Annotated in this window: 14 protein-coding genes, 2 tRNA genes and 1 pseudogene; 11 read left to right on the forward strand and 6 right to left on the reverse strand. The window is 57.7% G+C overall.

What is annotated here, in order from left to right:
- Window positions 1-178 precede the first annotated feature (178 nt).
- Complete coding sequence (locus ML_RS00595) at window positions 179-436, reverse strand: GXWXG domain-containing protein (RefSeq protein WP_231846669.1); 258 nt, start codon at window positions 434-436, stop codon at window positions 179-181.
- 165 nt (window positions 437-601) lie between these two features.
- A pseudogene (locus ML_RS17670) lies at window positions 602-1276 on the reverse strand (aminotransferase class I/II-fold pyridoxal phosphate-dependent enzyme).
- A gap of 167 nt (window positions 1277-1443) precedes the next feature.
- On the opposite strand from ML_RS17670, the gene ML_RS00605 reads away from it, so the two are divergent.
- Together ML_RS00605 and ML_RS00610 are read left to right on the forward strand one after the other, a co-directional pair.
- Window positions 1444-1533, forward strand: a tRNA-Ser gene (locus ML_RS00605).
- Window positions 1534-1555: 22 nt separating this feature from the next.
- Window positions 1556-1628: transfer RNA gene (locus tag ML_RS00610), tRNA-Arg, on the forward strand.
- A gap of 328 nt (window positions 1629-1956) precedes the next feature.
- Here the strand turns inward: ML_RS00610 and ML_RS00615 are convergent.
- Together ML_RS00615 and ML_RS00620 are read right to left on the reverse strand one after the other, a co-directional pair.
- A complete protein-coding gene (locus tag ML_RS00615; protein WP_049769611.1) occupies window positions 1957-2136 on the reverse strand; it encodes a phosphotransferase family protein in 180 nt (59 codons plus the stop codon).
- Window positions 2137-3357: 1221 nt separating this feature from the next.
- Entirely contained in the window at window positions 3358-3798 is a 441-nt protein-coding gene (locus tag ML_RS00620; protein ID WP_010907543.1) for an SRPBCC family protein, read from the reverse strand.
- Between the two features lie 226 nt (window positions 3799-4024).
- On the opposite strand from ML_RS00620, the gene ML_RS00625 reads away from it, so the two are divergent.
- The 4 genes from ML_RS00625 to ML_RS00640 all read left to right on the forward strand — a co-directional run bounded on the left by ML_RS00625 (window position 4025) and on the right by ML_RS00640 (window position 9332).
- Window positions 4025-5323 (forward strand): glycosyltransferase, encoded by a 1299-nt coding sequence (locus tag ML_RS00625; RefSeq protein ID WP_041322289.1) that lies wholly within the window; start codon window positions 4025-4027, stop codon window positions 5321-5323.
- A 670-nt stretch (window positions 5324-5993) separates the two neighbouring features.
- A complete protein-coding gene (locus ML_RS00630; RefSeq protein WP_010907545.1) occupies window positions 5994-6815 on the forward strand; it encodes a class I SAM-dependent methyltransferase in 822 nt (273 codons plus the stop codon).
- A gap of 255 nt (window positions 6816-7070) precedes the next feature.
- Window positions 7071-7760, forward strand: a complete 690-nt coding sequence (locus ML_RS00635) for a rhamnosyl O-methyltransferase (RefSeq protein WP_010907546.1) — start codon at window positions 7071-7073, stop codon at window positions 7758-7760.
- Window positions 7761-8042: 282 nt separating this feature from the next.
- Window positions 8043-9332: a nucleotide disphospho-sugar-binding domain-containing protein gene (locus ML_RS00640; protein WP_049769612.1), complete on the forward strand. Its 1290-nt coding sequence runs from the start codon at window positions 8043-8045 to the stop codon at window positions 9330-9332.
- A gap of 246 nt (window positions 9333-9578) precedes the next feature.
- Here ML_RS00640 and ML_RS00645 read toward each other — a convergent pair whose 3' ends face one another.
- Both ML_RS00645 and ML_RS00650 read right to left on the reverse strand, forming a co-directional pair.
- Window positions 9579-10835 (reverse strand): saccharopine dehydrogenase family protein, encoded by a 1257-nt coding sequence (locus ML_RS00645; RefSeq protein ID WP_010907548.1) that lies wholly within the window; start codon window positions 10833-10835, stop codon window positions 9579-9581.
- 39 nt (window positions 10836-10874) lie between these two features.
- Window positions 10875-11687: a phthiotriol/phenolphthiotriol dimycocerosates methyltransferase gene (locus ML_RS00650; RefSeq protein ID WP_010907549.1), complete on the reverse strand. Its 813-nt coding sequence runs from the start codon at window positions 11685-11687 to the stop codon at window positions 10875-10877.
- 162 nt (window positions 11688-11849) lie between these two features.
- Here ML_RS00650 and ML_RS00655 point away from each other — a divergent pair, with 162 nt between their 5' ends.
- The 5 genes from ML_RS00655 (at window position 11850) to ML_RS00675 (ending at window position 24893) form a co-directional block, all read left to right on the forward strand.
- Entirely contained in the window at window positions 11850-12998 is a 1149-nt protein-coding gene (locus ML_RS00655; protein WP_010907550.1) for an LLM class flavin-dependent oxidoreductase, read from the forward strand.
- Window positions 12999-13872: 874 nt separating this feature from the next.
- Complete coding sequence (locus tag ML_RS00660) at window positions 13873-15621, forward strand: AMP-binding protein (protein WP_010907551.1); 1749 nt, start codon at window positions 13873-13875, stop codon at window positions 15619-15621.
- 43 nt (window positions 15622-15664) lie between these two features.
- Window positions 15665-16297, forward strand: coding sequence for a chorismate--pyruvate lyase family protein (locus tag ML_RS00665; RefSeq protein WP_010907552.1), 633 nt, complete (start codon window positions 15665-15667; stop codon window positions 16295-16297).
- A gap of 138 nt (window positions 16298-16435) precedes the next feature.
- Complete coding sequence (locus ML_RS00670) at window positions 16436-18559, forward strand: p-hydroxybenzoic acid--AMP ligase FadD22 (RefSeq protein ID WP_010907553.1); 2124 nt, start codon at window positions 16436-16438, stop codon at window positions 18557-18559.
- Between the two features lie 22 nt (window positions 18560-18581).
- Window positions 18582-24893, forward strand: a complete 6312-nt coding sequence (locus ML_RS00675) for a type I polyketide synthase (RefSeq protein WP_010907554.1) — start codon at window positions 18582-18584, stop codon at window positions 24891-24893.
- Window positions 24894-24901: the final 8 nt, after the last annotated feature.

The raw sequence follows: 24901 nt of genomic DNA on the forward strand, positions 1-24901 counted from the left end.
CAGTATTAAGCAATGTACCTGACCATCTGGACACATCACTGAGGCTATCGGCGCATCAGATGTTTTGACTGTTCCTAAACGTCATTGGGCACCGGATGAGTGCTTGGTTGCGTACGGTCCGTGCCCGCGACACCGGGTAGCGAGCCTAGAGCTGCTCCTCCTCACCTCCTACTATAGTTTAGGAGGAGTCCAGAATGTCTTTACCGTTCATGCTGCCTATCAGCGCCTCGAGCGTTCCGGCGTTGTTGTCCTTGTTCCCCGCGTCTACACACACCAGCGACAGTATGCAAGCTGCCGACTTGAAGGTCTTGCCGAACCAACTGGCTTTCTCCGACTGGTCGTTGATCTTGTGTCTGGCGTGGAATTCATCGCTCTTCTGCTCGCCGAGCGTGGCAGGACAAGCTCGCGTGTTCTTTGAACTCGGCGAATGTGTCATGTGCCAAACCATCGGGTACTCTCCGGCTCGGTGCTCGCAATCTTAGTCACCGCCAAACCGCAAGCAAGGCCTCGTGTCATCCGGCTAGCCGATAGTGATTCGGACACCGAACCGTGCCGTACTTGCGGATAACAATGCGAGCATTCGCTTCCTGCTCAACGAAATTCAGTGTGTGATGCCTAAAGGCACCCAGACGAAGTTGGTTTGTGCCGGCGAGAGCGCGAACCCAGCGTCGCACAACGCGACGTTGACCCGAGTATGGTACCTGACCAGGGAGTCCGTGCTGGCTAGCAGCTCTTCGTTGACCTTAAGTGCGACAATGGTGGCGTCTTGTGCGACGTTCGATACAGTGAACGGCACGTAGACCTTGTCCAGCACAGTGATCGTGTCGGAGTAGCTGATCGCATAGCCTACCCTTAATCCCATACTACTTGAAAAGGCTTTCAGCACAACGATATCCGAATTCACCCGGACCAATTCAGGGCTGTCTTGCGGCAGACTGTAACGGATATATTCGACGTAGGCCTTATCGATGTCGATCAGGATTGTGTGGCGGAACCATCTCCACGAAGCGGGCAAGCTCGTCTGGATCTAAGGCGGTGTCCGTCGGATTAATTGGGGGTTGCAAACGAAAAACAGCCCGGTGCGGCTGGTGATCGCGGCTAGCATCGCATAGAAGTCAAAGGTGTGGTCGGCCAACGGCACTTTAACGGTGGCTGCGCCGGCTACCTGGACTTGGGTCGGATAGACTTCAAAGCTGCGCCCCCCGAAAACTACCTCGTCGCGGGTTGAGGCAGTGATCTGGGCCAGTTGCTGGGACAGGCTGACTGAACCGCACATGCATGAGACCAGGTCCCGTCTTATCGGGCGTACAAACCGCCAACCCGGCCAGCCCGGGCCGCAGGAAGGTAATCTACTTCAACAGTATATGTTGCTGCTGTGTACGCTATGCCTCCGTCGGTTCAGGGATTCCAGGAGGGGATCGGGTACCCTCAGGAGGGTCCAAAGGAGGCGTGCCAGAGCGGCCGAATGGGGCTCACTGCTAATGAGTTGTCCCCCTTGGAAGGGGACCGGAGGTTCAAATCCTCTCGCCTCCGCCGCGGATATAACTAAAGACAGGCGCCCGTAGCTCAACGGATAGAGCATCTGACTACGGATCAGAAGGTTAGGGGTTCGAATCCCTTCGGGCGCGCTCTGTGGTGTCTCACCTGCCAGCAATGGGTGTACAGCTCCCATTACATGCCGTAGTCGATAGGCGCGTGTTAGATTTGGCTAAAGCTGGCGATCTCGTGCAAGTTGTCTTGCCACCCCCATCAGCCGCTGATTTGAAACACTTGCTGGCATTAGCTGAGCTGATAGTTGGCAGATATAAACTGACCCGGGTAACCGAGGTGCTCACCTATACACGATGCTCGGCTTGAAGTAAGCCAGTACGGTGTAACAGGTAATATGCGACAAGTAGTGGACGGTGTTGCCAGTATACCGTTGCGATTGCGATTAGGTTGTCGGTGCTGGCCAATTTAGCTAGTTTGGCCGAGGGCGTGGACGAACGCACTGGACTCATCCGGTTGGCGCCAGGTGGTTAGCAGCCGGCCCAGGTTCAGCAAAGGGGCACCGACCGTACACATTTCCTCATCCACGATGGCAACCACGTCTGGCTCGTTGCGGGAGAACATTACGTTGGCAGCGTTGGTAGGCACATGGCGTCTAGTATGTCGTACGGTGTTGTTCCAACCGGGATGCTGCCTGCTCGATGCCCGGGATCTGCGGTCCCGGGTAGTTATCGTATTGTCGCCAGGACTTTAATCTTCGAAAGCCAGCTCGGCACTTGGCTTTCCATGAACTTCACCAACTTACAGAATCGGCATACACGCCCTCGACATGGTCGACGGCACCTAGCATCGTTAATGCATCATGAGACAAACCGCGTTCCGGGATTGTTAACGTGTAGTGGTGGAAGGATGATCACCGTCTGCGCGGTGCCCACCGGCGTTGTTGACACAGTTGGCGATCAAGTGGGTGTGTAGTAAGTCGGAGTTGGCTAGTGTGGCAAGGATTTTGATTTCTCCCAGGCCGAAGCTGTTGCTGTCGGGATGCCGGTACTGTGGTCTGTGCCGCAGAACATTAGTGTAGTCTCGGCCGGTTGAACGGCAACATGATGTTTTGTGTTTAGCGTCGGTGATCCCGGCAATATCGTCCAGCGGACCCTAGTCCAGCCCCTGCTGTTACATCCATTTCGCGCCGGTCAGTCAAGTCCACGTTGAGATCCAGGTCACCCACGTGCTTGAACCTATTGGGTGGATGGTGGAGCTTTGAGGGATGCGTCAGCCCCTTGGGAGGCGCGGTGTATTGGCCGATAGGCGCCCAGATCATGCTGTTCCGGTCGACGCTCCCCGCGGCCGACTGACCACGGTATCGCCAATCCCGGCGGTAGATTGTTGCCGGTGCAGGCCCAGGGCCTGTTATTGAGCGCATACATGCGTTTAGCGTGGTCGGCAGTTGGTTGGCTTTCAACGCTGGCTGGCTAGGGTTTCCTCGACTTCGACCTTGTGCGAAGACAGCGGGAGGTAATGCAGCGCGTGTGGATTGTGGTTGCCAAGCTGGTACACAGCTTACGTATTACGTAACAAACTTCGAACACCTCTAGTCTCCGGAGGAGCGCACGCTTGTCTCTGACTGGCTGTGCTATCAAGGCTGGGACGTCTCCGTGGCAACCTTCATGGAGCTGATGGCTAGCTACAGCCGCAGCATTCCGCTATCTGCCGGAGACAAAATGCCGCTTACCCGCTTCGTGTTTGCCCAGCGGCCAGCAAACTGACGGCAGAGGCATGTCATGTATGATACGCTCTGAGCGTAGTCAGTTCAGCTAGCGTGTCAACGCAATGCGTGAGATCCGTGTCGCGCTTTCGTTGGCGTCAGCTTTAGCTGGGGGCTAGATGTTCGGCGTATAGCTTTAGCTTTTCAGCGAGCCGATCGAGCGCGGTGTTAAGGAGCATCTTCACCATGGGTGCGGGTACCGGCATAGTGAGTTCGACATCGAGATCTACGGTCAGTACGCTGCCCCCCTCCGCCTGCGTCACACTGAACAGTTGCTCCTGCTTGGAATACAGGTCGCCTTGCTGCATGACGGTTTGGATCTGGTTCACCCCCGGGTAGTACACAGCTTGGATGTAGGTACCTTGCATGCCTTGAAAGTTAATGTCGATGCGCAACTGACTGGGACGTCCGTCGTCGTAGTGCGCGAGCACCCAAACGCCTTTGATCCACTCGTGCCATTGTGGGTACGACTCGAAATCGGTGACGATGGCCATGATCGTTGCAGTGTCAGTATCGATCTCGACGGTTTTGCTTAAAACTGGCATTTGCGAAGCATAGCCAGGTGCCCGGCGCCCACCGAACAAGCAGTCCGGTCATCCCTACCGGCTACGAACGCCTACGATTCGGTGATCCCGGCCGTTGCTCTACCGCCCCGTGCTCACAATGCTGTATTTTCCAAGTTCGCGCGTCGCCCGTGTAGGCTACCGGCGTCGAGGTGGGGGATACTAAAGCGCTTTAGATGTTGCCAGCGAGGTGGGAAAGGATGCCGGTATGAGCACGGCACCGGATACTGTACCCGAGTGCCAGTCCCGTAGGATGCGGATCCTCTTTATCGCGGAAGCAGTTACGCTAGCCCACGTTGTGCGGCCGTTTGCCGTGGCGCGCTTGCTTGACCCAAGCCGGTATGAGGTGCACTTCGCCTGCGATCCACGGTACAACAACCTGTTGGGTCCGTTGCCTTTCCCTCACCACCCGATCCACACCGTCCCCAGCAAGCGGTTTCTCGACAACATGGCTCAAGGTCGACTCTTCCTCTACGGACCGCGAACGCTGCGGAAGTACGTCGAGGAGGACAGCAAATTGCTGTCCGAGATCGAACCGGACCTCGTGGTCGGTGACCTTCGCTGGTCGCTGTCCGTTAGCGCCCGACTAGCAAGTATTCCCTATATTGCAATCGCCAATGCCTACTGGAGTTCCCACGCCCGCCGCCGTTTTCCGCTGCCGGACGTGCTCTACACCCACCTCCTCGGTGTCAGGTTGGTCAAACTCCTTTACCGGCTGGAACGCCCATTATTCTTCGCCTTCCAGTGTTTGCCGCTCAACTGGGTCCGCCGCAAGCACGGGTTGCCGAGCCTGGGCTTCAATCTTTGCCGTATTTTTACCGATGGTGATTACACGCTTTATGCCGACGTGCCCGAATTGGTGCCGACGTACGATCTGCCGGCCAACCATCAGTATCTCGGACCTGTTCTTTGGTCGCCTGCTGGAGAGTTGCCGAGATGGTGGGATTCGCTGCCAACCGACCGGCCGATCGTCTATGCAACGTTAGGCACTTCCGGTGGTAAGAATCTGTTGCAGGTGGTGTTGGATGCCTTAGCTGACTTGCCGGTGACGGTGATCGCTGCCACCGCTGGTCGCAGTGAGCTGCAGAATGTTCCCGCCAACGCCTTCGTGGCGGATTACTTGCCAGGCGAGGCTGCCGCAGCACGCTCTGCTGTGGTGATATGCAACGGTGGTAGTTTGACGACGCAGCAGGCCTTCGTAGCCGGGGTGCCGGTGGTCGGGATCGCCGGTAACCTGGACCAACACCTGAATATGGAAGCCGTTGAGGCGGCCGGCGCAGGTATCTTGCTGCGAAGTGAGCGGCTCAAGGTCCGGCGGGTGGCGGACGCGGTAAATCGGGTGCTTGGTCAGTCCGAATATCGGCAAGCTGCCCAGCGACTCGCCGAAGTGTTGGAGCGACACGTTGCTGGACTCCCGCAGCACATGGAGAATGTGTTGCACACCGTATCGCAGAACCCGCCCCCGACATCGCTGGCCAGACAGAAGAGGCCCCTGCGGTTCGGCTAGCTGCTGTTACGTATCGTCATGTTCTGCAGTGTGTTACCTGTGACGGCTACGGCAGGGCAGATATGTTTCCGTCATCGGCTAGGTGTTGTGAGTGCGTCTAACTGCTGGCTTGGAGCGTAACGCGATTCGCGGTGGCATCGCTGCGTCCAGCATGGGTATGAACAGTTACAATAACCTGATAACGTTGTAGATAGCGCTGGCTCGTTGAGAATATACAGTCGCGATGTGGTCGACCGCACGGGTACGTGTTCTGTACGGGTGGCACGTAGCTAGAATGACAACGCGAGCGCTCTATGAGCACCTCCACCAAACCCATGGTGCTTAGTGGATTGCGGCAGCGCGGACAGATGACGATTTTAAACGAATCGTGTCGCCACCGCCAGCTGTCACTGTAAAATGTATCATCGCAAATCTTGGAATAGGAATAGGTAGTGTGGTTTCCCTTAACCTTTGCAACAATTTCTGGATTCCAAGGTGCAAGCACTCTCGATGCTGGCTTAGAATACGTGCGGGTTAAGAGTTTCGATCACTTTGACGAGTCACCCTTATCGGAAAGTGGCGATCGCCTGGCGAACGGGGCCTGACTGGCCGAGTATCGGCCATATGTTGAAACAACGACTCGACGCCGACTCCGGGATACGGTTGTTCGTCTCGACGAAAGGAGTCTGCCATGAGAGCAGCCGAAGCTTCGAAGGCGCTCATGTGGCGCATCATCGAAGAGAGTTGGAACAACGCCCAGTTCTACTTCGCGAAGGATCATCACCGGATTAAGGTCGTGCAGCAGGCGCTCAATGGGTGGGAGGCTCCTGTTTATCTTGAGATTGGCGTTTCGCACGGATTTGTATTTCGGCGTGTTGCCGCCGACGTGAAGATCGCCGTTGACCCGGCTTGCAAGCTCTCGGCCCGCTCTCGCCGGCTCGCTGCTGCGAAGGCACGTGCCACCCACTACTTCGAGATGACCAGTGACGCCTTTTTTGCGGATGAGACGGCCTTTCTTGAGCAGCGCGGCATCGACGTTGCGCTGATTGATGGGTTACATACTTATGGACAGGTCGTGCGTGATGTCGAGAACACTCTGCGCTATCTGCGCGATGACGGGATTATTGTCCTGCACGACTGCAATCCCAAGCAGGCCTCGGTCGCCTACCCGGCGACGTCCTACGCCGACTTTCGTGCGCATAATCACTGGTGGAACGGCCCCTGGAGCGGAGATGTTTGGAAATCGATTGTCCACCTGCGCAGCACTCGGCACGACTTGCGCATCGCGGTGCTGGACTGTGACTGGGGCGTCGGGATCATACGAAAAGGATCACCGGAATCGCCATTGTCTTACTCGGCTGCGCAGATCGAGGCGCTCAATTACGAGGATCTCGTCGCCGACCGCGGGTGTTTACTTAACCTGAGACCGCCCGCCTATCTAGATGATTTTCTCTCACTTCAGCGCTCAATCTCACCAAATTCCTACAATACCGCCCGGGTCGACCCTGCTTGAATACGACCCGAATAACTGGCTCTCTCACCCGAGATTATCGTCCGTGCTGCTCCGCTACTATTGCTAGAACATTGGGTCAACTAACGCTGAATGTTCCGAATAATTCTAGACCAAAATTTTTTACTGCTGGTGAGTGTAAATTGTGTGATTGATGTATCGGTTATGTTGTCAAATTGAAGCAACATCAGTATTTATATTGGAATTCTGCTACGGACAATGTGTTCGCATTGCTAGGGCTATACGAGGAGATGAGGAATGGAACGAGTACGACAAATGTTCAGTTGTGTGTCCGGAATGATTTACCGGCCTACCGATTCTATAGCCGAAGAATATCACAAATGGTATTACGGCAACTTTGTGTGGAATACTACTACTTGGATGGGGATTAAATGCTTGAAGTCGGTCAGCGATATGTGGAACTACCAGGAAATCCTGATCGAGTTGGAACCCTCCCTGGTCATAGAGTTCGGTAGCCGCTTCGGTGGCTCTGCGCTTTTTTTTGCCAACGTCATGATGCACATCGGCCAACCGTTCAAGGTGCTCTCGGTGGATATTTCTCACAAGGATCTCGACCCAGCAGCGCGCCAACCAGATATTTTGTTCATCGAATCACCATCTACCGCGCCGGCGATCGCCGAGCAAATTCGACGCCTTAAAAATGAATACCCCGGTAAGATCTTCGCCATCTTGGACAGTGATCACTCGATGAAACAAGTACTGGCCGAGATGAAACTACTACAACCTTTACTCACCGCTGGTGACTATCTGGTCGTGGAAGATTCTAATCTCAATGGCCATCCCGTTCTTCCGCGGTTTGGCGCCGGCCCGTATGAAGCCATTGAGGCATACGAGCGTGAATTTCCGGGTGATTACGAGCACGATGTCGCACGGGAGAAAAAATTCGGATTTACATTCGCGACCAACGGATTCTTGATCCGCAAATAAGAGCATATAGTGTGAGGCAACTCGACGACCTCATCTCGAGCAGCCTAGACGTCAGTAATCACCATTGGATTATTACCGCCCGGGCGTTCGACCAACGAATTTTGTAGCTTCAAGTTCGCATCCGCGCCCAGGGCGGCAACGGCAGCGTTGCCACAGGCCGATCAAGCTGGCCGATAACGCGTCATTTCGAATCAGGCCGTCGCCCGTGTAGGCTACCGGCGTCGAGGTGGGGGATACTAAAGCGCTTTAGATGTTGCCAGCGAGGTGGGAAAGGATGCCGGTATGAGCACGGCACCGGATACTGTACCCGAGTGCCAGTCCCGTAGGATGCGGATCCTCTTTATCGCGGAAGCAGTTACCCTGTCCACCGTTGTGCGGCCGTTTGCCGTGGCGCGCTTGCTTGACCCAAGCCGGTATGAGGTGCACTTCGCCTGCGATCCACGGTACAACAACCTGTTGGGTCCGTTGCCTTTCCCTCACCACCCGATCCACACCGTCCCCAGTGAGTGGGTTCTCACCAGGATCGCTCAGGGCCGACTTTTCTATACTACCCGGACGCTGCGGAAGTACGTCGAGGAGGACAGCAAATTGCTGTCCGAGATCGAACCGGACCTCGTGGTCGGTGACGCTCGCTGGTCGCTGTCCGTTAGCGCCCGACTAGCAAGTATTCCCTATATTGCAATCGCCAATGCCTACTGGAGTTCCCACGCCCGCCGCCGATTGCCGCTGCCGGACGTGCTGTGGACCCGGATCCTGGGTGTTAGGCTGGTGAACATCTTATTCAGGCTATACAGCCCATTGATCTTCGCTATCTATTGTTTGCCGCTCAACTGGGTCCGCCGCAAGCACGGGTTGCCGAGCCTGGGTTCAAATATTGGTTGCATTTACACCGATGGTGATTACACGCTTTATGCCGACGTGCCCGAATTGGTGCCGACGTACGATCTGCCGGCCAACCATCAGTATCTCGGACCTGTTCTTTGGTCGCCTGCTGGAGAGTTGCCGAGATGGTGGGATTCGCTGCCAACCGACCGGCCGATCGTCTATGCAACGTTAGGCACTTCCGGTGGTAAGAATCTGTTGCAGGTGGTGTTGGATGCCTTAGCTGACTTGCCGGTGACGGTGATCGCTGCCACCGCTGGTCGCAGTGAGCTGCAGAATGTTCCCGCCAACGCCTTCGTGGCGGATTACTTGCCAGGCGAGGCTGCCGCAGCACGCTCTGCTGTGGTGATATGCAACGGTGGTAGTTTGACGACGCAGCAGGCCTTCGTAGCCGGGGTGCCGGTGGTCGGGATCGCCGGTAACCTGGACCAACACCTGAATATGGAAGCCGTTGAGGCGGCCGGCGCAGGTATCTTGCTGCGAAGTGAGCGGCTCAAGGTCCGGCGGGTGGCGGACGCGGTAAATCGGGTGCTTGGTCAGTCCGAATATCGGCAAGCTGCCCAGCGACTCGCCGAAGTGTTGGAGCGACACGTTGCTGGACTCCCGCAGCACATGGAGAATGTGTTGCACACCGTATCGCAGAACCCGCCCCCGACATCGCTGGCCAGACAAAACGAAACTACGACCTAGCTATCAGCTAAGAATATCATGTGACCCTTGAATTACTCGTCGACCGTAGGTCGAGGCGCTTAATGGCGCTACCTCACTTGCGCGCGCGAGCGCTTCTTAACCTGAGGCTGTGTTGCGTGCCTAACGGATTTCTCGCCCCAGAGTGCCGAAAGTCGTGATTCCGGGTCCACTTTGCTTGACCACGACTAGCTTCTAGGTTCGTCTTTTGCCACAGCCGGTGCGCCTTGGCGGTGACCGGATTGAGTGTCAGCTCAGCCGGGTTGTCCCTATGACCACGCCTGCGCTGGGGAGCCGCGTCAGCAGCGCCTCGCCCATCGCCGCGGCGGGAGTAAGCACACCCCGCAGCTCGGAGAGCCGATCGCGATCGAGCGCCAGTGTCAGACCACTTGCGGCAAGCAGCCCCGCTGTCGACTTGTACGCGTCAACGTTGTGCGCGAAAGTCGCCATATAGCGTGCACCGGTGGTTGTCGTGGTGTATGTCTCGAACGTGTAATGGCCCCGCGCTTGAGTTTTTCGGCTTGGACCAGTGCCTGATTTGGGTGTGACGCGTTCCACTACCCGCCGGGGTAATCGGTTGAAATACTTGTTTCCCAAGCCGACAGCACCAGCCACAACACTGGTGACAGCTGCAGAAGCAACTGGTGCCGCCCACGACTTGCCCAGACTCATCGTCTCTGAGTATCGGAATTGCCGGCCATAGGACCAATTCTGTAATGCATTGCTACGCCGAACAATTCGAGTATTGAATTGGGCTTGAACAAATCCCCCGGTCCAGAATCCGGCAAGTTCGGGGGCCAGATCACTTCCTCGATGCCGGGGAAAGTCTGGCTGCGGACCCAGGTCAGGTTCGGCGTCTCGGTCTGTGGTCAGAGTATATGGGTCGGTGACGAGCCGAAGGGCCTCGGGATCGTTGGATGTAGTCAGCATTGCCTCCGAATATGCCGCAACTGAGCCACCGGAAACCCAGCGCTGAGAGAACGAGCGAAGCACAAGGTCGGTGTCGCAGAGTTCACCGGTGCGGTCTTCGATCACCCGGCGGTACAGCTGGTAAACGTTTAGATCTGAAGGGACCGAATCGAATCCGCACGCCAAGATTATCCGGGCGCCAGTGGCGGCTGCTTGTTTGTGGTGCAAATCAATACTGTTTCGGCAAAACATCAGTTCGCCGGTCAAGTCGGCATAGTCCGTTCCAGTTCTCGCGCAGGCCGCCACCAGCGGCAGTCCGTAGCGCGTATACGGCCCAACAGTCGTTAGCACCACCTGGGCTCGACCCGCCATCGCCTCGAGCGTCGACGGTTGTGACGCGTCGGCGACAATCAGCGGCCAGTCCTGTGCGTTTGGGCCTAACAGCGCCCGCACGTTCCGTAACCGTTCGCTTGACCGGCCGGCCAGCGCGATCCGTGCTGTGGACTCGCTAAGTGCGAGATGTTCGGCGGTCAACTTGCCAGAGAAGCCTGTAGCGCCGTACAAAACAATGTCGAACTCACGCTTATCTGGGCTCATCCGGGTGACACTACCCGAGTGCTTGCAATCGACGCAGCCTCAGTCCTTGGCGAAGGAGTACATCCGATATGACAGCTCCCCGCCCTCCAGGTAACGGGACAACTGCGTGCCTTGCACACCAATGAACTCGCGGCCAGCGAAGCGCAGGAAGGCCGGCAGATGTCGATCGACTAGGTCTCGAGATTTTTGTGAATTGCTCGCAATGCCACGAAGGACCTCGGCATTGATTTCTCTCTGTGAAAGTTGTTGCAATCGGCTATTGGCGAAGTCAACTTCCCATTCACCGACTTTATTACTGGGCCGCAGGTCGGCGTAGGCTAAGTGCCCTCCTGGGCGCAGCACGCGAACAACCTCAGCAAGAAAGCGTGGAAAGTGCGGGTAGCAGTGCGAGGCTTCGATATTGATTACCACGTCGAAGGATTCATTGTCGAAGGGCAGGTTTTCGGCGTCCCCTCGCACAAATTCTAACCCAGGCAGCTGGTGTCGCTTTTGGCACAGCTTGATGCCTGCCGGATTCAAGTCCAGCCCCGTGTAGGAGGCTGGGTGCAAGGCACGGGTGAGGTACGAAGCTCCGCCGCCGTGACCGCAACTAACTTCCAGTATTCGTTTGCCGCTCAGATTGACCTGAGTCGCTGTGCGGTGGTACAGGTTGATGTGGGCCCGGTTGGGCTCGTCAGATGCCTCCAGTGGCAAGGCCATCGGTGGATCCTCTTCATAGGCCCAGTTGATGAACATAATTTCGTCGGTGCCGAGCTTATGCGTCATTAGCGGGTACCAGAACCTCCAAACCCTCTTGTACATGGAGGTATTGCCTGCGCTGGCGAGAAAGCTATGGATTCGCGTGAAGGCCATGGGTAAGGAGTATGGCAAAAACTTTGGGTGGCTGCCATGGCACGCGGCGTGAGTTTGCCGCCGAGGCGTTGTTTGGAATGCCTGGGCGCAGGAAGCGGCTGCCGCTGCGGTAATGTCGTCGACATGACGTTAGTCGACAGCACGGAACGGGGACAATGAGCTGTGGCTGGATTTCGTTTCGGCTTTGTTGATGCGCTTGTGCATACGCTATTTCCACCAAGCCTGCCGGCGCGGGCCAGTATCGTGTCCGGCGCAGTACTGGGCGCTGATTCGTACTGGGTCGGCGATCATTTGAACGCGCTGGTGCCGCGTTCAGTCGCAACACCTAAATACCTCGGAGTTGCGGCGAAGGTGGTACCCAAGATCGACGCCAACTATGAGCCGTGGACGATGCTGGGAAACCTCGCCGCTGGGAATCGGCTCAACGGCCTGCGACTGGGTGTGTGCGTCACTGACGCTGGTCGCCGCAATCCAGCAGTCACGGCGCAAGCCGCTGCTACTCTGCATCTACTTACCCGGGGCAAAGCCATGCTTGGTATCGGTGTTGGGGAGCGTGAAGGCAACGAGCCTTACGGCGTAGAGTGGACAAAGCCCGTTGCGCGGTTCCAAGAAGCTTTGGCTACAATTCGCGCGTTGTGGGATTCAAACGGGGAACTGGTTTCGCGTGAATCTCAATTCTTTCCTCTACATAACGCCTTGTTCGATCTTCCGCCATATCGTGGGAAATGGCCCGAAATCTGGGTCGCGGCACACGGGCCGCGGATGCTGCAGGCCACTGGACGCTATGCCGACGCCTGGATTCCGATTGTTTTGGTTCGTCCCACCGACTACAGTTGTGCACTCGAAGTTGTGCGTACCGCGGCGTCCGACGCTGGACGTGACCCAATGTCGATTACCCCTGCTGCTGTGCGCGGTATCATCACTGGTCGGACTCGCGATGACGTGGATGAGGCGTTGGACTCTGTCCTCGTGAGAATGATCGCGCTCGGAGTACCTGGGGAAGCTTGGGCGCGCCACGGTGTTGAGCATCCAATGGGAGCCGATTTCGCTGGTGTGCAGGACATCATTCCTCAAACCATAGATGAGGAGACAGTTGTGTCATATGCGGCTAAAGTCCCGGCCGCACTTATGAAAGAAGTCCTTTTTAGTGGGACGCCTGAGGAAGTCATCGATCAAGTAGCGGAATGGCGCGATCACGGCCTGAAGTATCTAGTTGTTATCAACGGCAGTCTAGTTAACTCGAGTTTGCGTAAGACTGTTTCGGCGCTCCTGCCGCACGCCAGGGTACTGCGTGGACTCAAGAAACTGTGACCGACTCAAGAAGTTGTGATCTACCCCATCATGGGTAGAAGATGTTAGGTAGTCTGACCTAGGCTGTTTAGCGCGCCAAAAACGGCTAGTGGTAGGTCGTTTCGGCTTGTCAGGACTAGAGTTCAAGCATGTTTTTCAAAGGCATCGCAAGATTGCCAAGATTGCAGCGTTAGCATGCCGTTATCTAGTCTGGGTCAGACTACCGACTTGCGTGTAGTTTGTGTACATTAAGGTGTTTTCCTGCGGCCAGCGAAGTATGAGCTTGGTCACTTTCCGTTGCGCGAATGGGAACGACGGGCAAAGGCGCATTGTTCTCTGCCGCAACGGATTTGCTACGATTCGCGCGAGTGTAGGACATGCTGCACTGCGTGGGCTGGCCAATCATGATTCTGTCGCCATGACTTGTCTCGTGACGCGTGTTCCGCCAGAATCAGTCCCGAGACCGGATCGAAGGGTGTCAACGCAGACGCCACTCGGCCTTCGGTGCGATCGACAGGTCAACTTCGAAGGCTAGATCAATAGGACGGGCCAAGTTGCCCCCAACCTTGTATCACACAAACCCGGGGTCCTGCTAGCGCTGATGCTGCGCAGGGTAATCAGCTTAGTTGTTTCGGCAAAAAGTCACGTCCTTTACCCCGCTATCGTGGGGCCTCATCAGATTTCGCGTCGCGGAGCCGGGCCAAGTATGAAGCGTCGACTCGGATTCGAGGACACGGTAGCGAAACGGTCTTACCTTCTTGCCGTCAAGAGCCGAAGGATCATCATGAAAGCGAATGTGTCATTTCACGCTAGGGGTGAGGTGGCAACGCAACCTGCGCAGGGCCCACCTGAGCAAACGGGACAACTGGTCAACGGGACTGCAACGCGATTCGCGATGGGCGAGTCGATGCTCACCGATCTGTTGCAGAAAGCAGCCAGCCAGTTCCCCAATCGTGCGGCGTACAAGTTCATCGACTATGACGTGGATCCAGCGGGATTTACCGAAACTCTGACATGGTGGCAGGTCTATAGACGCTCGATGAGCGTGGCGTATGAGCTCAGGATCTACGCGTCGGACGGCGATCGGGTCGCTATATTGGCCCCGCAGGGGCTTGAATACATAGTTGCCTTTATGGGAGCGCTTCAGGCCGGTCTCATTGCTGTTCCTCTTCCAGCGCCTCAATTTGGCATTCATGACGAACGAATTTCTGCAGCATTGCGGGATTCTTTGCCCAGCGTAATTATTACGACCTCGGCGGCCATCGTTGAGGTCACAAAATATGCGCCACATGCACGCTCTGCGCAAGGCTCTGCGCCGGTCGTCGTGGCGGTGGACGTGCTGGACCTGGACTCTCCACGAGAGCTCGATCCGAGTCGGTATGAGCGTCTGAATACGGCATATCTGCAGTACACATCGGGGTCCACCCGAGCACCGGCTGGTGTTATCGTTTCGCACAAGAACGTCATCACCAACTGTGTACAGTTAATGTCTGACTATTTGGGGGATATAGAGAAAGTTCCGTCAACTGCTGTCTCGTGGTTGCCGTTTTACCACGACATGGGGTTGATCCTGGGCGTCATTCTACCGATGGTCAATCAAGACACTGCGGTGTTGTTGAGTCCGATGGCATTTTTGCAGAGACCGGCTCGCTGGATGCAATTACTGGGAAAATATCGCGGTCAGATTTCTTGTGCGCCGAATTTTGGTTTCGAATTAGCGGTGCGCAGAACGTCGGATGACGATATGGCTGGACTTGATCTTGGACACGTGCGGGCGATTGCCACTGGGGCCGAACGCGTAAACGCTGCGACGCTCCAGCGTTTCACCGAACGGTTTGCCCGCTTCAACCTAGATGAGACGGCAATTCGACCGTCATACGGGCTTGCCGAGGCGACGGTGTACGTGGCTACAGCTGGGCCAGGACGCCCACCTAAAAGCATCTGTTTCGACTACCAGCATTTGTCGGCCGGTAAGGCTAAGCGTAGCGCCAACGGCGCGGGTGATGGTGTGAACTTGGTCAGTTATGGCGCGCCGCGGGCGTCGGTACTGCGGATAGTTGACCCCGATACCAGGATTGAGACCTCGGAGGGGACGGTCGGGGAAATCTGGGTGCAGGGGGACAACGTTGCTCGTGGTTATTGGCGCAACCCCGAAAACACTGAGCGGACGTTCGGTGGACAACTTGTCAATCCTTCGCCTGGTACACCAGACGGCCCGTGGCTGCGCACCGAAGACCTCGGCGTCATTTTTGAAGGCGAACTGTTCATCACGGGTCGTATCAAGGATCTCTTGGTCGTGGATGGGTCCAACCACTATCCGGATGACATCGAGGCGACGATCCAGGAAATCACCGGTGGTCGGGTTGTGGCGATAGCTGTTCCGGATGATTGCACTGAGCAGTTGGTCACCATCATCGAACTCACAAAGTGGGGTTACGCGGATTGTGATGCGATGGAAAAGCTGTGCACGGTCAAACGTGAGGTCACCTCCGCGGTATCCAAGTCGCACCGGGTGCGTGTTGCGGACGTCGTTATCGTGGCTCCGGGTTCAATTCCTGTCACCACCAGCGGCAAGGTTCGACGTGCAGCCTGTGTCGAGCGTTATCTAAACCACGAATTCAACCGTCTAGACGCTACGGCATGAATGCCCACGTATGTGGGTTGTCCACTTTACCCCGGGATGAGCAATGACCAATCGTACTCTGTCTAGGGAAGAAATCCGAAAGCTCGATCGCGACCTTCGGATACTTGTCGCAACGAATGGTACCCTCACGCGGGTTCTCAACGTGGTTGCTAACGAAGAGATCGTCGTCGATATTATCAATCAACAACTTCTCGATGTAGCCCCGAAAATACCTGAATTAGAGAACTTGAAAATTGGTCGGATTCTTCAGCGTGACATCTTGCTTAAGGGCCAGAAATCAGGAATACTGTTTGTTGCTGCGGAATCATTGATTGTCATTGATTTATTGCCCACCGCAATTACCACGTACTTGACGAAGACCCATCATCCTATCGGCGAGATTATGGCAGCGAGCCGTATCGAGACTTATAAGGAGGACGCTCAGGTCTGGATAGGGGATTTACCGTGTTGGCTCGCAGACTACGGATATTGGGATTTACCAAAAAGAGCTGTTGGTCGCCGATACAGGATCATAGCTGGAGGTCAACCGGTTATTATTACCACCGAGTATTTTCTTCGAAGTGTATTCCAAGACACTCCGCGTGAAGAACTCGATCGTTGCCAGTATTCAAATGACATTGACACCAGGAGTGGAGATCGCTTTGTCCTTCATGGTCGAGTCTTTAAAAATCTCTAGTGCTAACAATGTCAGATTGCAGTCCTCGAGTCTGTGGAATGAAATTGCCTTGTGTGTAGTGTCACCAAATAGATATTTGTTCGTTCGACAAGCCAGAAAGACTATAAACTTAGAGCGGGCTAGGGTGGTTATCCGATAATGCGGAGTGAAAACCTCGCAGCACTACTCGCTCGACAGGCAGCAGAAGCGGGATGGTACGACAAGCCCGCCTACTTTGCTCCGGACGTCGTGACTCATGGTCAGATCCATGACGGTGCGGTGCGTCTTGGAGAAGTGCTAAGAAACCGCGGCCTTTCAGCAGGCGATCGAGTCCTGCTATGTCTCCCTGATTCGCCGGACCTAGTCCAGCTCTTGCTGGCCTGTTTGGCTCGCGGGATCATGGCGTTCCTGGCGAATCCGGAGCTCCATCGCGATGACTACGCGTTTCCGGAGCGCGACACCGCCGCGGCGCTTGTTATCACAAATGGTTCGCTCCGCGATCGGTTTCAATCATCGAACGTGGTAGAACCCGCTGAGCTGTTGTCCGATGCGACCCGAGTTGAGCCGAGTGACTACGAACCGGTGAGTGGTGATGCGTATGCGTTCGCTACATACACATCCGGCACCACGGGTAAGCCAAAGGCGGCGATCCATCGGCACGCCGATCCGTTCACGTTTGTCGACGCGATGTGTCGTAAAGCGTTGCGGCTCACTCCTCAAGATATCGGTTTATGTAGCGCCCGCATGTATTTTGCTTATGGCCTAGGCAATTCGGTCTGGTTTCCGCTCGCGACAGGCGGGTCCGCGGTTATCAGTTCAGTGCCGGTCAGTGCGGAATCTGCTGCCATGTTAAGTACTCGATTCGAGCCATCGGTGCTTTACGGTGTACCAAGTTTCTTTGCAAGAGTTGTCGGTGCATGTTCTCCGGACTCTTTCCGTTCGTTGCGCTGTGTGGTAACCGCAGGAGAGGCTCTTGAGCCGGCTCTCGCCGAGCGGCTTGTGGAATTCTTTGGCGGTATTCCTATTCTGGACGGAATTGGATCTTCGGAAGTTGGCCAGACATTCGTATCGAATAGTGTTGACGACTGGCGTGTGGGGACTCTAGGAAAGGTTCTTCCTCCCTACGAGATTCGTGTTGTAGCGCCGGATGGAGCAACCGCTGGTTCTGGGATTGAGGGGAACCTGTGGGTCCGCGGACCATCGATCGCACAGTCCTATTGGAATCGTCCCGATTCGCTGCTGGAGAATGGGGATTGGCTGAACACGCGGGATAGGGTACGTATCGACGGTGACGGGTGGGTTACGTACGGTTGCCGTGCGGATGACACGGAAATCGTTGGAGGCGTCAACATTAATCCTCGGGAGGTTGAGCGGCTCATTATTGAGGCCGACGCCGTGGCGGAGGCCGCGGTTGTTGGAGTAAGGGAGTTCACCGGCGCGTCTACGCTGCAGGCGTTTTTGGTTCCGGCGGTCGGTGCGTTCATTGATGAATCGGTTATGCGAGACGTCCACCGGCGATTGCTTACCCAACTGACTGCTTTCAAGGTGCCGCATAGATTTGCTATTATCGAGCGGCTCCCGCGATCTACGAACGGGAAATTGTTACGTAACGTGCTTCGTGCCCAGAGTCCAACGAAACCGATTTGGGAACTTTCGTTGACCGAGTCTCAGTCCGCCACGAAGGCACAGCTTGACGGTCGGCCGGCATCGAACGCGCATGCGCAGGCTGCTGTGGGACATGCCGCCGGGGCAACGCTCAAACAGCGGTTGTCTGCTTTGCAGCAAGAACGTGAGCGGCTGGTCGTGGAGGCCGTCTGTGCGGAGGCCGTTAAGATGTTGGGCGAGTCGGATCCTGGATTGATCAATCGGGATCTCGCTTTCTCGGATCTGGGTTTCGATTCACAAATGACAGTCACGCTGTGTAATCGATTGGCGGTAGTTACCGGCCTGCGGCTGCCCGAAACGGTCGGGTGGGATTACGGCTCGATATCGGGCCTCTCCCGGTATTTAGAGGCTGAATTGTCCGGTGTGCGTAGTCGGCCGGAAACGCCTCTTTCAGCGAATTCCGGCGCGAAGGGCCTCTCGCCAATCGACGAGGAGTTGAAGAAAGTCGAAGAGATGGTGGTGGCGATTGGAGCTAGCGAGAAACAGCGCGTGGCTGATCGTTTGCGTGCACTTCTGGGGATCATCGTCGACGGAGAAGCTGGCTTGAGCAAGCGGATCCAGGCTGCCTCGACTCCTGACGAAATCTTCCAGCTAATCGATTCCGAGTTGTGCGAATAATGATGAGGAGTGGCAACTGACCATGACTGCGAGCGTTGAAGGGGCTGACCAGAAGAGCGAAAAGCTTATAAGTTATCTCAAAAAAGTTGTTGTCGAACTTGATGAGACACGTGCTCGGTTACGGGAATACGAACAACGCGCAACAGAGCCGGTCGCGGTGGTCGGGATCGGGTGTCGGTTCCCAGGCGGCGTGGATAGTCCAGACAGGCTGTGGGATGTTGTTTCGGAGTGCCGCGATGTCGTGTCGGAGTTTCCGACGGACCGGGGTTGGGACGTCGATGGGCTGTTTGATCCTGATCCCGATGCGGAAGGCAAGACCTACACGCGGTGGGGTGCGTTTTTAGACGACGCGGCCGGCTTTGACGCCGGGTTCTTTGGCATCGCCCCTAGCGAGGTGCTGGCGATGGACCCTCAGCAGCGATTGATGCTGGAGGTTTCATGGGAGGCGTTAGAATACGCGGGGATTGACCCATTGTCGTTGCGCGGGTCCGCGACTGGGGTGTTTACAGGGATTTTCGCGCCGAGTTATGGCAGCAGGGACACTGGGGGCCTGCAGGGCTATGGATTGACCGGCACCGCGGTTAGTGTGGCCTCGGGGCGCGTGTCGTATGTGTTGGGGCTGGAGGGCCCGGCGGTATCGGTGGACACGGCGTGTTCGTCGTCGTTGGTAGCGATCCATTGGGCGATGTCGTCGTTGCGCTCAGGTGAGTGCGATTTGGCTTTGGCCGGTGGGGTGACGGTGATGGGGTTGCCGTCGATTTTTGTGGGCTTCAGTCGGCAGCGGGGGTTGGCTGCTGATGGGCGTTGTAAAGCGTTTGCGAGAGCGGCCGACGGGACTGGCTGGGGCGAGGGTGCCGGAGTGGTCGTGCTCGAGCGGCTCTCGGACGCACAAAGATTGGGCCATACGGTGTTGGCGGTGGTGCGTGGTAGTGCGGTCAATCAGGATGGCGCATCTAATGGGTTGACTGCACCCAACGGGCTTGCCCAGCAGCGGGTGATCCAGGCAGCGTTAACTAATGCAGGGCTGTCCTCGGCAGACGTGGATGTGGTTGAGGCACATGGGACCGCCACTACGTTGGGTGATCCTATCGAAGCGCAGGCATTGCTGGCCACGTATGGGCAGGGACGTCCGGCAGACCAGCCGTTGTGGGTGGGCTCAATTAAGTCGAATATGGGCCACACTCAGGCCGCCGCAGGGGTGGCCGGGGTGATCAAGATGGTGCAAGCTATGCGTCACCACGTGATGCCGGCGACGCTGCATGTGGATGAGCCTTCCCCGCGGGTGGATTGGACCACCGGCGCGGTGTCGGTGTTGACCGAGGCCCGGGATTGGTCGGTTGAAGGGCGCCCGCGCCGGGCGGGGGTGTCGTCGTTTGGGATCAGTGGCACCAACGCGCATGTGATCTTGGAAGAGGCTCCAACCCCGGTTGAGGCGAGTTATAGCACCGCTGACCAGCAGCGGTTGTCGGTAGTGCCCTGGGTGGTTTCGGGTAGATCGACAGCGGCGTTGATGGCGCAAGCGAGTCGGTTGGCGTTCTATGTGCAGGCTGACCCGGAGGTGGATCCAGTTGATGTGGGGTGCGCGCTGGCGGCGCGTTCGGTGTTTGAGCATAGAGCAGTGGTCGTCGGCGAAAGCCGTGAGCAACTAATTGCGGGGCTAGCTGGGCTCGCAGTTGGCGAGTCGGGCGCTGGCGTGGCGATCGGTCAAGCAGCGCCGCTGGGCAAGACGGTGGTCGTGTTTCCCGGACAGGGTGCGCAGCGTATCGGTATGGGCCGCGAGTTGTGCAGCCAGTTGCCAGTGTTTGCTGAGGAGTTCGATGCGGTGACCGGTGAGTTGGATCGCCACATGCGATTGCCGTTGCGCGACGTTGTGTGGGGAGCCGACGCGGGTTTGCTCGACAGCACTGAGTTTGCTCAGCCGGCGTTGTTCGCGGTGGAGGTGGCGTTGTTCGCGGTGTTGCAGCACTGGGGCCTGCAACCGGATTTTGTGATGGGGCACTCCATTGGGGAGTTGGCGGCGGCTTACGTGGCTGGAGTATTGGCTCCTGCCGACGCGGCAATGCTGGTGGTGGCGCGAGGCCGGTTGATGCAGTCGATGCCGGCAGGCGGCACGATGTGGGCGGTTGCTGCTTCGGAAGACGAGGTGGTGTCGCTGTTAGGTGAGGGTGTTGGGATCGCTGCGATCAACGCGCCTGAATCAGTGGTGATCTCCGGTCCGCAGGCCGCGGTGAGCGCCATTGCGGATAAGTTCGCTGCGCAGGGCCGGCGGGTGCATCAGCTGGCGGTCTCGCATGCGTTTCATTCGCCGTTAATGGAGCCGATGCTCGAGGAGTTTGTGCGCGTTGCGGCTCAGGTTGAGGTGCGCAAGCCGCAGATTGGTCTGGTGTCAAATGTGACGGGCGAGTTGGCTGGCCCTGATTTCGGTTCTCCGCAGTACTGGGGGGAGCACGTTAGCCGGGCGGTGCGTTTTGTCGACAGTGCTCGTCATTTGCAGACTTTGGGTGCGACCCACTTCATTGAGTCTGGCCCCAGTAGTGGTTTGATGGGCGCTATTGAGCAGTCCTTGGCTCCGGCTGAGGCTGTGGTGGTGTCGATGATGGGTAAAGACCGGCCTGAGCTGGCCTCGGTGCTCGGTGCTGCCGGTCAGTTATTCGCTACCGGTATGCCAGTGGAGTGGCCTGCGGTGTTTGCCGGTTCAAGTAGGCGGCGGGTGACGTTGCCCACCTATGCGTTCCAGCGCCGTCGATTTTGGGAAACTCCGGGAACTGATGGTACCGCCTCTGTGTCTGGTTTAGGCCTGGGCTCGACCGAACATGCGCTGTTGGGTGCGGTGGTCGAGCGACCCGATTCTGGCGGGGTGGTGTTGACCGGCAGGTTATCGCTGGCGAATCAGCCGTGGTTGGCTGATCACGTGATTGGCGGGGTCGTGCTGTTTCCTGGGGCGGGTTTTGTCGAGTTGGTGATCCGCGCCGGTGATGAGGTCGGTTGTGCGGGTGTCGAGGAGTTGGTGCTGGCGGCACCGCTGGTGCTGCACCCAGGGTCGGGGGTGCAGGTGCAGGTGGTCGTGGCAGCCGCTGATGAGTCGAGTCGTCGGGCAGTGTCGGTGTATTCCCGGGGTGATCAATCCCACGGGGGTTGGTTGCTAAACGCCGAGGGCTTGTTGGAGGTGGATGCCGCGGAGGCCACGGTGGATTTGTCATTGTGGCCGCCGGAAGGTGCCGAGAGCGTGGATATCTCGGACGCCTATCCTCAGTTAGCCGAGCGCGGTTACGCCTACGGCCCGGCGTTTCAGGGTTTGGTGGCAATCTGGCGGCGCGGTTCGGAGCTGTTCGCCGAGGTAGTCGCTCCCACTGGTGTGGTTGTCGACGGGATGGGGATGCACCCGGCGTTACTAGACGCAGTGCTGCATGCTTTGGGGTTGGCTATCGAGAACACTCAGGCGACCACCGAGATGCGACTGCCATTTTGTTGGCGCGGTGTGTCGCTGCATGCCGGTGGTGCTGGGCGGGTGCGTGCTCGCTTCACCTCGGCAGGGGCGGATGCGATCGCAGTGGATATCGCAGACTCCGCGGGGTTGCCGGTTTTGACCGTGCGTTCGCTGGTCACTCGTGCGATGACTGCTGAACAGCTGCGCACCGCCGTGACCGCGGCTGGTGGTGCGCTCGAACAGGGGCCGATGGACCTAGTGTGGTCGCCAATACCGCTTAGCAGCGACGGTCACGGCGGTGGCCTGCCTTCCGTAGTGTCTTGGGCAGACTATTGCGCCGGCAGAGGCAATGATACGGGCGTCGTGGTGTGGGAATTCGGGTCTGCGTCTGCTGGTGCCCAAGCACCTGTGGACTCGGTAGCCGCGGTATATTCGGCCACCCACGCCGCCCTTCAGGTGCTGCAGTTTTGGTTTGGCCAGGATAGAGCCGGTACGCTGGTGGTGTTGACCCGTGGTGCTGTCGGGTTGGTCGGTGAGGGTATCAGTGACCTGGCCGCCGCTGCGGTATGGGGCATGGTGCGGTCGGCGCAGAGCGAACATTCCGGCAAGATTGTGTTGATCGACACCGACTCGGCAGTGGACGTGGCGGTGTTGGCAGACCTTGGCGAATCCCAACTGTTGGTGCGCTGCAACACCGTGCATGCGGCTCGTTTGTCCCCGGCCCCGCAACTGCTGGCTCTGCCGGTCGGGGAGTCAATGTGGCGTTTGGCTGCCGATGGCGGTGGGACTTTGGAGGATCTGGTGATCCAGCCCTGCCCAGAAGTGCAAGCACCGCTGCAGGCGGGGCATATGCGGGTGGCGGTGGCTGCGGTCGGGGTCAACTTCCGCGACGTGGTGGCCGCACTGGGAATGTATCCCGGCCAAGCCCCGCCACTGGGTGCAGAAGGCGCCGGGGTGGTGATCGAAATCGGTCCCGAGGTTACCGGTGTGGCCGTCGGTGACGCGGTGATGGGTTTCCTCGGTGGGGCGGGTCCGCTGGCAGTTGTGCACCAACAACTGATTACCCAGATGCCGCAGGGCTGGTCGTTGGCTGAGGCCGCCGCCGTGCCGGTGGTGTTTTTGACGGCCTTGTTCGGGTTGGCGGATTTGGCCGGCATCCGGGCCGGGGAATCGGTGCTTATACATGCCGGAACCGGTGGTGTGGGCATGGCAGCAGTGCAGTTTGCTCGCCACTGGGGTGTGGAAATTTTCGTCACCGCCAGCCGCGGTAAGTGGGACACGCTACGCGACATGGGGTTTGACGACGACCACATCGGTGATTCCCGGACGTTGGAGTTCGAGGAGAAGTTCCTTGCAGTGACTGATGGTCGCGGGGTTGATGTAGTGCTCGATTCACTGGCCGGTGATTTCGTGGATGCTTCGTTGCGCTTGTTAGTCCGTGGTGGGCGTTTTCTCGAGATGGGCAAGACCGATATCCGCGATGCGCAGGAGATCGCTGCCAACTATCCTGGTGTGCAGTATCGGGCGTTCGATCTGTCGGAGGCCGGCCCGGTGCGCATGCAGGAGATGCTATGCGAGGTGCGTGAGCTCTTCGATACCCAGGTGCTGCATCGGTTGCCGGTCACTAGCTGGGATGTACGCTGCGCGCCGGCAGCCTTCCGGTTCATGAGTCAGGCCCGCCACATCGGCAAGGTTGTCTTGACCATGCCTTCGGCGCTGGCTGATGGATTGGCCGAAGGCACCGTTCTAATCACTGGCGCTTCCGGGGCGATCGGTGGGGTATTGGCACGCCACATGGTCAGCGCCTACGGTGTGCGCCATCTGGTGTTGGCTAGTAGGCGGGGTGATCGTGCTGAGGGAGCGGTTGAGTTGGCCGCTGAATTGGTTGGGGCCGGCGCCAAGATACAGGTGGTAGCTTGTGACGTGGCCGATAATGATGCTGTACGAGGATTGTTCGCTCAGCTGTCGCGGGAGTTTCCGCCGGTGCGCGGCGTGATTCATGCCGCCGGTGTGCTCGATGACGGGGCGATCACTTCATTGACACCGGATCGGGTCGATACGGTGTTGCGAGCCAAGGTGGACGCGGCGTGGAACCTACACGAGGCCACCCGCGATCTGGACTTGTTGATGTTTGTTTTGTGCTCCTCGATCGCGGCCACGGTCGGCTCGCCGGGGCAGGGCAACTACTCCGCGGCAAACGCGTTCCTCGATGGGTTGGCCGCTTATCGGCAGGCCGCCGGGTTGGCCGGGACATCGCTGGCGTGGGGGTTATGGGAGCAGCCCGGCGGCATGAACGCTCATTTGAGCAGCCGTGACCTAGCCCGTATAAGTCGTAGCGGGCTGGCTCCGATGAACCCTGCCCAGGCGCTGGAATTGTTTGACGCTGCGTTGGTGATCGATCACCCCTTTATGGTGACTGCCCTTCTGGACCGGGCCGCACTTGATGCCCAGGCCCAGGCTGGCGCGTTGCCGCCATTATTCAGTAGGCTGGTGCGACGTTCGCGGCGACGCCAAATTGAGGACCCCGGGGATGCCACCCAGTCGAAGTTGGCTCTGGTCCAGCGCCTACAAGGACTGGCTGCGAACAGGCAACTCGAGCTGCTGGTAGGGGTCGTGTGCTTGCAGGCAGCGGCGGTACTGGGCCGGCCCTCTCCTGAGGACATCGACCCCAACACCAAGTTTCAGGACCTCGGTTTCGACTCGCTGACAGCCGTCGAATTGCGCAACAGGCTAAAGTCAGCGACCGGGTTGACTTTGCCGCCAACCGTGATCTTCGATCACCCCACTCCCACCGCGGTCGCCGAGTACGTCGCTCAGCAAATGCTGAAAAGCCGCCCAGCGGAATCCGGTGATGAAACGTCACAGGCTGTCGAACCGAAGGTTGAGGAAGTGTCCGTACACGCTTAACACACTCA

This window comes from Mycobacterium leprae TN, from assembly GCF_000195855.1.
In the GTDB taxonomy this organism is placed as follows: domain Bacteria; phylum Actinomycetota; class Actinomycetes; order Mycobacteriales; family Mycobacteriaceae; genus Mycobacterium; species Mycobacterium leprae.